The organism is Oerskovia sp. NPDC060287, from assembly GCF_042726775.1.
GTDB lineage: Bacteria > Actinomycetota > Actinomycetes > Actinomycetales > Cellulomonadaceae > Oerskovia > Oerskovia merdavium.
Window position 1 is genome coordinate 1 of sequence record NZ_JBHXBO010000153.1, and the last position, 10,089, is coordinate 10,089.

Consider the following 10,089-nt stretch of genomic DNA (forward strand, 5'->3'; position numbering starts at 1 on the left):
TCCGCGCGGATCAGGGGCATCAACTCACTTCTCGGCGGAGCCGGTCCAGCCGGCATGCTCACCGCTCAATGGATCAGGTCTCGCCAGTTCGCGGGCACGCGGCTCGCGGGCCCCGGGGTCGTCTGGTCCTCGGGGTGCGCGAGCGGGGGCGCCGGCTCGGGCCCGTCGAACGCCTGCGCGGTCACGTAGTCCCAGTACCAGTCCTCGCCCGGCTCGTAGCTGCGCATGAGCCGGTGCCCGGTCTGGGCGAAGTGCGCGGTCGCGTGCTGCGACGGGGACGTGTCGCAGCACCCGACGTGGCCGCACTCGGCGCACCGGCGCAGGTGCACCCACCAGCCGGCCGCCTGCTCGCACTCCACGCAGCCCGGGCCGCTCGGCGGCACGGTCAGGTCGAGGGACTCCTCGAGGCTGGGTGGTCCGGCGCTCTCGGCCGCCGTCACACCTGCGCCCCGACGCTCCGGACGATCGGCTCCCAGTCCTTGGGCTCGAGCGGCGCGGCGGGCTCGGCGGCCGCCCATCCGCGTGCGGCCTCGATCGTCGTGGAGAGCAGGTCGTAGAGCGCGTCGTCGGCGTCCCGGGAACCTGCCTCGGCGAGGCCCTGGACCGCTGCCGCCACGATGCTCGGCGCAGCGTCACGGGCGAACCGTGCGGGCCGCAGACGCGACCCCTTGCAGAACGACTCGGCCCACGCCGCGGTGCGGGGCACCATGGCCAGCGCGTCGACCGAGGCCTGCGTCCGGGTACCCGGCTCACGGTCCTCGAGCTGGTCGAGCATGCGCTCGCCCGCGATGATCGCGACCGCGAGGACGTCCTGACGGTCGCTCGGGGCGACGGGCAGCGCGGTCTGCGCGGCACGCAGGGCGATCCACACGCTCCAGCGCGGGTCGTCGCTGCGCAGCCCGATCACGTCCGGGATGAGCAGGGCCAGGCGGGGCCGGGCCGTGTCGCTCGTGAGGTCGTTGACCGCTCGCGCGAGCATCGCGACGAGCGGGTGCGTGCACTGGGGATGGTCGCTCCAGCGTTCGCCGGCCAGGTACGACGCGAGCTCCATGAAGCACGCGCCCTTCTTCGGGTTGCGGTGCTTGCCGCGTCCTAGCATCGGTAGCACGTCGTACGTCGATGTCACGAGGGCACCTCCATCAAGGGGTCCGGTCCATTCCAGTCTGCGACCGCCTCCCGGAGTTGGCAACGGGTGGGAACCTCCTCGCGGGCGGCCCGACGGCGGCACGCCCGTCGGGCGGCTCGGCTCGCCCCCCACGGGGTCCGGGCACATCGTCCCGAACCCTCCTAAGGCACCTCAGACCACCTCAGGTGAGATGCGCCGTCGGGCCTGAGGTGGTGCGTGCCCAGAACCTGCCCGGTCGACCGATACGCCACCGCTCGCCTCAGCACCAGAGTGAGGGTCAGGCGGGCACCAGGTCCGCCGGAACGGGGAGCATCATGAACGAGTTCAACGGCCCGTCTCTGGAGACGGACTTCCGCTACCACCAGCAGCTGGTCCGTGCGGACTTCGCGCCCGGGGAGAACGTCCTCCTGCGGTGGCTCCGCAGCCACGTCGGCAGTCAGCACGCGAGCACCACGGGTCAGGGCGGATGACGGAGCCCTCCTCCGGACGGGTGAGCCGGGGACGACGACCGCCCTCGGCACCACCCAGCACACCGTTCACGGACGGTCCGGAGGAGGACTTGGTCACACCGGGAGCGGAGTATCAGGAAACTTCGTGGCAGCCGTCTGTGGCCACTGCAAGGATGGGCGGTATGCCGCGCCCCTCCCAGGCTCACTTCGTCGCAAGACAGCACCAGCTCGACGTGATCGCCGCAGCCGTGAGCCGCGCTGCCGCGGGTGACCCAGGAGCCATCCTGCTCGGAGCCGACGCGGGAGTCGGCAAGTCGCGCCTCCTCGTCAGAGCCGCAGAGCTCGCACGAGACGCCGGCGCGACCGTGGTCGTGAGCCACTGCGTGGACCTGGGCGACGTCGGGCTCCCCTACCTGCCGTTCACCGAGGCTCTGTCCGAGCTCCGCGCGGCCCACGAGGTCGTCGACCGGACCATCGACGGCCGCCCCGCGCTGGGCCGGCTCCTCGACGCGGGCCCCTCGGCCCTCGAGGGCAACGGCGAGGACCAGGCAGGGCGCCTCCAGCTCTTCGAGGCCATCACCGCGGCGATCACGGCTCCCGGGCGCCCCGGGGCACCCCTCGTGCTCGTGATCGAGGACCTGCACTGGGCCGACCCGTCGACGCGTGACGTCCTGCGCTTCGTCCTCGCACGGCTGCGCGCCGAGCACCTGCTGGTCGTCGCGAGCTACCGCGCCGACGACCTCCATCGCCGTCACCCCCTGCGCCCCGTGCTCGCCGAGCTGCGCCGGCACCCGCGCGTCGAGCACCTCGACCTGGCCCCGTTCACGCCCGTCGAGCTCAAGCAGTTCACGACCGCCGTCGCGGGCCGGGCACTGCCCAAGCACGACTTCGAGCGGGTCATGAACCGGTCGGAGGGCAACGCCTACTTCGCCGAGGAGCTCGTCGAGGCGGGTCCCCAGGCCGACGCCCTGCCCTGGTCGCTCGCCGACGTCCTGCACGCGCGCCTCGAACAGCTCGAGCCCGACGTCCAGCAGCTCGCCCGCATCGCGTCGCTGTCGGGACGTGTGGTCGCCGAGCCGCTGCTGCGCGCCGTGGTCGGGCAGGACCTGGGGGTGTTCTCGCTGGGCGGGCTGCGCGCCCCGGGAGCTCCCGCAACGCGGGCGGCCTGCGACCAGGCGTTCGACGCGACGCTCCGCGAGGCCGTGGCCCACCACGTGCTGACGATCGAGTCGGGCCGCATCGCCTTCCGCCACGCCCTGCTGGCCGAGGCCATCTCGGCCGACCTCCTGCCCGGAGAGCTCGCCGCGCTGCACCGTGCCTATCTCGCCGCCCTGACCGAGGACCCGTCGCTGGGATCGCCCGCGCAGCGGGCCCACCACGCCCTCTCGGCGCACGAGACCACGACCGCGCTGGTCGCCTCGCGCGAGGCCGCCCGCCGCGCGGCGCGCGTCCTGGCCCCCGCCGAGGAGCTGCGGCACCTCGAACAGGTGCTGCGTCTGTGGGACGCCGTCCCCGACGCCGCGGAGCTGCTGGGCGAGGACCGTGTCGACGTGGCCGTCGCGACGGCGGCCGCGGCGAGCCGGGCGGGCGAGCCCGACCGGGCCGTCGCGATCGCCCGCAAGGTCGTCGAGTCGACCGCGGGCGACCCGTTGCGCCAGGCCTCGCTGCGTCACGTGCTCTCGCTGCACCTGCTCGGGATCGAGCGCGTCGAGGAGGTCATCGAGCACACGGCCGCCGCGCTCGAGGTCCTGCCGACCGAGCCCCCGTCGCGCGACCGGGCCTGGACCCTCGCCACGCGCGCCCGCGCCGCGATGAACCTGGACCGGGCCGACATGGACGTCGTCGCGCAGGAGACGGCCGAGGAGGCCATCGCGGTCGCCCGGGCGATCGACGCCCCCGACGTCGAGGCGGACGCGCTCACGACGCTCGCGGTCCTCGAGGTCGACGACGCGGACCGCGCTGCCTCGCTCCTCGCGACGGCCCGCGAGCGTGCACAGGCTGCGGGCGACCTGCTGACCGAGATGCGGTGCTGGTACAACATCGCGGCCAACCGCTACTACTCGGGGGACCTCGACCAGGCCCTCGTCGAGGCGCACACGGGCCTCGAGCACGCGGTCGCGGCAGGCCTCGGCTGGAACGGGTACGGGGTCGAGCTGCGCCTGTTCGGCGAGCTCGTCCGGTACGCGACGGGCGACCTGCGCCCACCGCCCTCGTCGCCCGAGCCCCCGCCGCCCAGCGCGGTCGCCGCGCTCTCGGCGGTCCAGCTCTATGCAGCCGTCGCCCGCGGCGACGAGGACGTGATCGACCGGGCCCGCGCGCTGCGCCCCGAGTGGCAGCGCGACGGGCAGATCGCGCTCATCGCGGGCGGCTGCATGATCGACGCGCTCGTCTGGTCGGCGCACCGCGACGAGGCCCTGACGCTCGCGCAGGAGCTCATCGTCTACCTGGGGCGCACCTGGAGCGACTACTTCCTGGGCCGGATCTGGATCTCGGCACTCGCCCTGGCCGCGCTGGCGGACACCGCCGAGGCGCGCCGTCTCGGCGGGGCCGGCACGGCTGACCTGCAGTCGCACGGCGACGCTCTGCTCGCGGAGGCAGAGACCACCGCACTGCGCGGCCGGCCGCGAGGTGGCCGGCTGGGCCCCGAGGGCGTCGCCTGGCTCGTGCGGGCCCGTGCCGAGCACAGCCGGCTCACGGGGACCGACGACCCGGCGCTCTGGGCCGAGGCGACCAGCGCGTTCGACTACGGCTACCGCTACGAGGCCACCCGGTCCCGCTGGCGCTGGGCGCAGGCGCTGCTCGGCGTGGGCGACCGCGAGGGGGCCGCGACGCAGGCCGGTCAGGCGCTCGAGGAGGCCGAGGACATGGGCGCGGCCCCGCTCACGAGCGCCCTGCGCGACCTGGCCCGCCGCGGGCGCCTGGACCTTCCGGGGCTGCGTCGTGGAGCCGTGACGGTCCTGACCGACCGGGAGGAGGAGGTCCTGCTGCTCGTCGCCCAGGGCCTCACCAACCGGCAGATCGGCGAGCGCCTGTTCATCAGCGGCAAGACCGTGAGCGTCCACGTCTCGAACGTCCTCGCCAAGCTCGGGGCGTCGGGGCGCACCGAGGCCGTCTCGATCGCGCACCAGCGAGGGCTGATCGAGGTCTGACCGCGGGTGTGGTTCGCTGGACGCCATGAGCGCCCCAGCACCCGGAACCCTCGTCCTGCTGCGTCATGGCGAGAGCGTCTACAACGCCGAGAACCGCTTCACGGGGCTGCTCGACGTCGATCTCTCGGACCACGGCGTCCACGAGGCCGAGCTCGCGGGCGCCCAGCTCGCGGCAGCGTGCGCGCACGACCCGTCGCTCGTGCCGCACCGCGTCCTCACGTCACCGCTCGTGCGCGCCTCGGCGACCGCGGCGATCGTCGCCGCCGCGCTGCCCGGCCCACCGCCGCTCGTGCCCGAGTGGCGCCTGGTCGAGCGCCACTACGGGGCGTTCACGGACGACCTGCGCGAGTCCGTCCGGGCCGAGTACGGCGAGACGGCCTACTGGGAGTACCGCCGGTCGTTCGACCACCGTCCCCCGCCCGTCGAGGACGGCAGCGAGGCCGCGGCCCGCGTCGCGGACACGTTCGGGCGGCTGCCCGACGCCGCCCGCTCGGGCATGCGCCGCGACACCGAGTCGCTCGCGGACGTGGTCCACCGGCTCGAGCCCCTGTGGAACGTGGTCCAGGAGTCGCTGGACCGCGGCGAGAACCTGCTGGTCGTGGGCCACGGCAACTCGCTGCGCGCGTTCGTCATGCTCGTCGACCACCTCACGGCCCCCGAGGTCCAGGGGCTCAACATCCCCACGGGGATCCCGCTCGTCCACCGTTTCACGCGCCAGGTGCCCGACGACGGAGCGCACCCGGGCGGGGAGGCCCGCCCGGGTGCGTCCCTGGTCCCGGTGCACCGCGGCGGCCGCTACCTCGACGCGGACCGGGCCGAGGCGGCTCTGGCCGACCTGGAGCAGCGCGGCGGGACGTGAGCCGTGGCCGTCGGGCTGCTCAGCCCCAGGCGTACGACCGGTCGACGACACAGCGCCTCCAGGTGTCAGGGTCGACACCGAGCTTCTCGGGCGCCTTGGCGCCCATCTCGGTGACGGCGACGGCGCCCTGCCCTCGGAGCTCGAGGCACACCGACATCAGGTCTGCGCCCGGCGCGAGCTCGTCCAGTGCGGTCGCCACGGGGTCCTCGGGGGTCTCGGTCCTCGGGTCGGTCGAGCCGGCTCCGACCTCACGAGTCTTCGGGTCGAACGTCAGCTCGCACGCGGAGGCCTGGGGTCCGCAGGTCGTGACGAGCTCGTCGTGGTTCGTGACCGCGAGCGCGCCACGGAAGGACAGCCGGTCGCCCGGCGGGTCGGCCTGGACCACGTAGAGCTCGAACCCGTCACCGGCCACCGGGAGCGTCGGCACGGCGACCGAGGTGACCTCGCGGTTCTCCGGTCCGGCGATGGGCTCCCAGGCCGCCAGGTAGGTCGTCGTCTCGGCCCACCCTCCGCTCGGTTCGGTGAGGCCCACCAGAAGGTCACTGCCGGAGGGCGAGGTGAGCACGGCAGAGCCCACCTCGTCGAGGACGACGTGGGCCGGCACGGCCCCTTCACGGAGGCGTCCGAGCTCGCCGTCGTCCCCCACCACCAGCTGGACGTGCTGCACCTCTGCGGGCGCGTACCCGAGGTCGATCATCTTCTGGATGTGTGCCGGGTCGTTGCTCTCCTGCGTCTCGAGGACCTCGCCGGTCTCCGGGTCGACCTGGATGTCGTACCCGGCCGCGCCGACCTCGACGGTCGAGACGACCAGGAACCGGTCCCCGTGCGCGCCGGTCTCGATCCCCGTGTCGAGCACGACGGTCCCGTCCGGGAGCTCGTAGGTCGCGGCCTCGGCCACGGCCGTGATCCCGGGCGCCACCTCCTGGTGCACCACCTCGGTGCTCAGCGTCTCGTACCCTGCGGCGGGGGCCAGCTCGTGCGCGACCTCGCCCGGGACGCCGGCCGCGACCCCGACACCCACCACGGCGACCGCCGTGAAGGCTGCGACACCGGTCAGGGCCCGGCGGGCCGTGGCCTTGCGCCGGCTCGCGACCAGGACCACGGGCAGGTCGAGCGTGGACGGGGGGACCGCGTCCGCCGCGGCGTGCAGCCGGTCGAAGAAGTCGTCGGTCGGGACGTTCATGAGGTGCCACCCTTTCCGGGCGAGTCGTCGAGGATCGTGCGGAGGCGGGCCAGGGCCCGGGATGCGGTCGACTTCACGGTGCCGACGGGCAGGCCGAGCTCGGTCGAGACCTCGGTCTCCGAGAGGTCGAGCAGGTGCCGCATGACCACGACGCGGCGCTGCTTGAGCGGGAGCTGGAGCAGGGCTCGGACGACGAGGTCCCGGTCGTCCACGCCGGCGGGAGCCGTTCTCACCGGGCCGGCCCCTCTCGGGGCGACCGCGAGCTCCTCGACGTGCCCCTGGAGGTCCTCGGGCCCGGACAGCACCTCGCGCCGGGTCCGGCGCCAGGTGTCGACCCGCAGGTTCGCGAGGATGCGACGCGCGTAGACGAGCGGGTCTCCGTCGCGAGCTTTGGACCATGCCCGGTAGGTACGTTCGAACGTCTGCTGCGTGAGCTCCTCGGCACGGTGCTGGTCTCCGCACAGCAGGTACGCCATGCGGTGCAGCGGGCCCACGGCCTGTTCCATGAACACCGTGAACTCGGCGTTCCGGGTCGCGTGCAGCACCACGTCCTGCGTGGCGTGGCCACCGTCGAAGTCCGGGTCGAGCGGCTCCGGTGCGTCGCCGTCGGGCGCTCGTCGTGGACCGTCGGCCGTGCCGCCGCCGCCCACGAGCGGCAGGACCGCCGTCATGGCACTGCTCCTGCGGCCCCCGCAGGCGCGGTGCGCACCGGGTACGCGCCCCCGCCGGGAAGACCTGCGGACCGGGACTCGAGCAGCTCGACGTCCCGCGCCAGGGCGTCCCGCACGTGCCGGGTCAGGAGCGCCCGCTGCTCGGGGGTCAGACCTGACCTGCCGCGCGCCCCGGCCGCCGGGGTCCCGTGCTCCAGGCGGTCCAGTGCCACGACGCGGTCGAGGAGCCTCAGGATCTCGACCCGTCCGGCGCGGCCCGACACGTGCGCGGCCACGACCCGGTCCGCGAGCACCCGCTGGGCGTCGAGCGCGCCGAAGCGCGACCCGTCCAGCACGACCGTGCCCAGGGGCCTGCGCACGACCAGCCACCCCCTGTCGTCCCCGGTCGTCACGACGCGGGCGCCACGTACCGTGACGTGGCGCGGCACGATCGACCACCGGACGATGATGGCGCACACGGGCAGCGCGACCGCGAGCAGGACCATGCCGACCTTCGGTTGAGGTGAGGACCAGGCCAGGCCGACCGCGAGGAGCGAGGCCCCGACGCTGCCGACTACGACCCCGACCGACCCCGCCGGCCCGCTGTCCACGAGGTCCCGCAGCCGCCCCCTGACGGCTCGAGACCTCGCGGTCGCGGGTCCGGACGACGTGCTGCTGCCCCCTGCGACCCGTGCGCCGGACCTGCTCGGCGGGGGTCGGTACGTTGTCCTCACGAACAGAACACGCAGCGCCTCCCCCGAAGGTTCCCCTGGTTGGGCACCGGTTTCTTCCCGGGTGCTCACAGGTTCCACCGAGGTACTTCCCACGGCCCGTACACATAACCTACGCATCCGTAAGTTACGGTGTAGTAGTGAACACCTTGGCAAAGCAGCCCTGGCTGAGTCGGTACTCCCCAGGGGTTCCCGCAACCGTCGACGTCCCCGACGAGCCCGTGACCGCGGCGCTCGCCCGAGCCGCTGCGCGCTGGCCGGAGCGGATCGCGGTCGACTTCTTCGGCGCCACGATCACGTACGCGCAGCTCGCCCAGAAGGTGGACCGCGCCGCGAGCGCCCTGTCCACGCTGGGCGTGGGTCGCGGAGACCGCGTCGCGCTCGTCATGCCGAACTGCACGTCGCACCTCGTCGCGTTCTACGGCGCGCTGCGCCTGGGGGCGACGGTCGTCGAGCACAACCCCACCTACTCGTCCGACGAGCTGGCCCACCAGCTCGCGGACTCGGGCGCCACGGTCGCGCTCGTGTGGCAGAAGGCCGTCCCCGCGGTCCTGGCCGCCCAGCCGCACACAGAGCTCCGGACGGTCGTCTCGGTCGACGTCGCACGTGACCTGCCGCTCCTCAAGCGCCTCGCTCTGCACCTGCCCGTGAAGGCGGCACGCACCCAGAAGGCCGCGCTGCGCGGCCCGGCATCGCCGGGAGTCCAGGACTGGCACCGGCTCGTCGCGGCGGCCGGCCCGCTCGACCCGTCCACCCCGCAGCCCACGGCCGACGACGTCGCCCTCCTCCAGTACACCGGCGGCACCACGGGCACGCCCAAGGGCGCGGTCCTCACGCACCGGAACCTCGTCGCGAACACCGTGCAGGGTCAGGCGTGGGCCTCGTTCCGCGAGGGCGAGGAGACCGTCTACGGCGTCCTGCCGTTCTTCCACGCGTTCGGTCTCATGTTCTGCCTGACGCTCCCGGCGCGGATCGGCGCGACGCTCGTCGCCTTCCCCAAGTTCGACGCCGACTCGGTCCTGGCCGCGCAGAAGCGCCGCCCCGCGACGTTCCTCCCGGGCGTCGCCCCCATGTTCGACCGCGTCGCGGCCGCAGCCGCGAAGGCCCGCGCGGCGGGCAAGCCCGTGGACCTGCACTCGATCCGGCTCGCGTTCGCGGGGGCCATGCCCATCAGCCCGACGACGGCACGCACCTGGGAGGAGGCGACCGGCGGTCTGCTCATCGAGGGCTACGGCATGACCGAGACGTCGCCCGTGGCGCTCGGCAACCCCGTCTCGTCCGACCGGCTCCCCGGCACCCTGGGGCTGCCCTTCCCGAGCACCGACATCCGTGTCGTGGACCAGGACGACCCCACGCAGGACGTCGTCCCCGACGAGCACGGCACGGTGCGCGGCGAGCTGCTCATCCACGGGCCGCAGGTCTTCCAGGGCTACTGGAACCGCCCCGAGGAGACGGCCCACCAGCTGCTCGAGGGCGGGTGGCTCCGCACGGGCGACGTCGTGACCGTGGACGCGGACGGCGTGGTCACGCTCGTCGACCGCATCAAGGAGATGATCATCACGGGCGGCTTCAAGATCTACCCGTCCCAGGTCGAGGACCACCTGCGCCTCATGCCCGGCATCCGGGACGTCGCGGTCGTGGGCCTTCCGGGTGAGGGCTCGGACGAGCGCGTCGCGGCCGCGATCGTGCTCGACGAGTCGGAGACGACCGCGAGCGGCCTGCCGGTCGACCTCGCGGCCGTGCGCGCCTGGGGCGAGCAGAAGCTGGCGCGCTACGCGCTGCCCAAGCACCTGTTCGTCGTGCCGGACCTGCCGCGCTCGCAGATCGGCAAGGTGCTGCGCCGCGTCGTCCGCGAGAACGTCCTGGGCAAGCCCACCGACAACGACGGCTCCCACCCCACGGGCGGTGCGGCCCCGACGGCCTGACGCACTCACCGCTGGAC

The 10,089-nt window shown here is 73.8% G+C and carries 9 protein-coding genes; 4 read left to right on the top strand and 5 right to left on the bottom strand.

What is annotated here, in order from left to right; translation table 11 throughout:
• Window positions 1-65 precede the first annotated feature (65 nt).
• Together ACFWFR_RS13500 and ACFWFR_RS13505 are read right to left on the bottom strand one after the other, a co-directional pair.
• Window positions 66-440: a UBP-type zinc finger domain-containing protein gene (locus ACFWFR_RS13500; protein WP_318244638.1), complete on the bottom strand. Its 375-nt coding sequence runs from the start codon at window positions 438-440 to the stop codon at window positions 66-68.
• The gene (locus tag ACFWFR_RS13505; RefSeq protein ID WP_377615395.1) at window positions 437-1,099 is read right to left on the bottom strand and encodes a hypothetical protein; all 663 of its coding nucleotides are present in this window, start codon (window positions 1,097-1,099) and stop codon (window positions 437-439) included. Before ACFWFR_RS13505 ends, ACFWFR_RS13500 begins: the two co-directional genes overlap by 4 nt.
• A gap of 341 nt (window positions 1,100-1,440) precedes the next feature.
• Between ACFWFR_RS13505 and ACFWFR_RS13510 the strand changes: the two genes are divergently transcribed.
• The 3 genes from ACFWFR_RS13510 (at window position 1,441) to ACFWFR_RS13520 (ending at window position 5,583) form a co-directional block, all read left to right on the top strand.
• Window positions 1,441-1,596 carry a hypothetical protein gene (locus ACFWFR_RS13510; RefSeq protein ID WP_157516402.1) on the top strand — a complete coding sequence of 52 codons (156 nt, stop codon included), beginning with the start codon at window positions 1,441-1,443 and terminating at the stop codon, window positions 1,594-1,596.
• A gap of 161 nt (window positions 1,597-1,757) precedes the next feature.
• Window positions 1,758-4,724 carry an AAA family ATPase gene (locus ACFWFR_RS13515; protein WP_377623295.1) on the top strand — a complete coding sequence of 989 codons (2,967 nt, stop codon included), beginning with the start codon at window positions 1,758-1,760 and terminating at the stop codon, window positions 4,722-4,724.
• A 25-nt stretch (window positions 4,725-4,749) separates the two neighbouring features.
• The gene (locus ACFWFR_RS13520; RefSeq protein WP_377623296.1) at window positions 4,750-5,583 is read left to right on the top strand and encodes a 2,3-bisphosphoglycerate-dependent phosphoglycerate mutase; all 834 of its coding nucleotides are present in this window, start codon (window positions 4,750-4,752) and stop codon (window positions 5,581-5,583) included.
• A 19-nt stretch (window positions 5,584-5,602) separates the two neighbouring features.
• Here the strand turns inward: ACFWFR_RS13520 and ACFWFR_RS13525 are convergent, their stop codons facing one another.
• From ACFWFR_RS13525 to ACFWFR_RS13535, 3 genes are read right to left on the bottom strand one after another with little or no spacing between them, the layout of a single operon-like run.
• A complete protein-coding gene (locus tag ACFWFR_RS13525; protein WP_377623297.1) occupies window positions 5,603-6,766 on the bottom strand; it encodes a hypothetical protein in 1,164 nt (387 codons plus the stop codon).
• Window positions 6,763-7,437, bottom strand: coding sequence for a SigE family RNA polymerase sigma factor (locus ACFWFR_RS13530; protein ID WP_377623298.1), 675 nt, complete (start codon window positions 7,435-7,437; stop codon window positions 6,763-6,765). The genes ACFWFR_RS13525 and ACFWFR_RS13530 overlap by 4 nt, the downstream gene beginning before the upstream one ends.
• A complete protein-coding gene (locus ACFWFR_RS13535) occupies window positions 7,434-8,027 on the bottom strand; it encodes a hypothetical protein (protein WP_377623299.1) in 594 nt (197 codons plus the stop codon). Before ACFWFR_RS13535 ends, ACFWFR_RS13530 begins: the two co-directional genes overlap by 4 nt.
• 260 nt (window positions 8,028-8,287) lie before the next feature.
• Between ACFWFR_RS13535 and ACFWFR_RS13540 the strand changes: the two genes are divergently transcribed.
• Complete coding sequence (locus tag ACFWFR_RS13540; protein WP_377623300.1) at window positions 8,288-10,072, top strand: AMP-binding protein; 1,785 nt, start codon at window positions 8,288-8,290, stop codon at window positions 10,070-10,072.
• Window positions 10,073-10,089: the final 17 nt, after the last annotated feature.

Excerpts from the sequence above, each read along its gene's own strand:
- ACFWFR_RS13510 (WP_157516402.1), top strand. The coding sequence starts at position 1,441 with ATGAACGAGTTCAACGGCCCGTCTCTGGAGACGGACTTCCGCTACCAC.
- ACFWFR_RS13505 (WP_377615395.1), bottom strand. The coding sequence starts at position 1,099 with ATGCTAGGACGCGGCAAGCACCGCAACCCGAAGAAGGGCGCGTGCTTC.
- ACFWFR_RS13515 (WP_377623295.1), top strand. The coding sequence starts at position 1,758 with ATGCCGCGCCCCTCCCAGGCTCACTTCGTCGCAAGACAGCACCAGCTC.
- ACFWFR_RS13530 (WP_377623298.1), bottom strand. The coding sequence starts at position 7,437 with ATGACGGCGGTCCTGCCGCTCGTGGGCGGCGGCGGCACGGCCGACGGT.
- ACFWFR_RS13520 (WP_377623296.1), top strand. The coding sequence starts at position 4,750 with ATGAGCGCCCCAGCACCCGGAACCCTCGTCCTGCTGCGTCATGGCGAG.
- ACFWFR_RS13525 (WP_377623297.1), bottom strand. The coding sequence starts at position 6,766 with ATGAACGTCCCGACCGACGACTTCTTCGACCGGCTGCACGCCGCGGCG.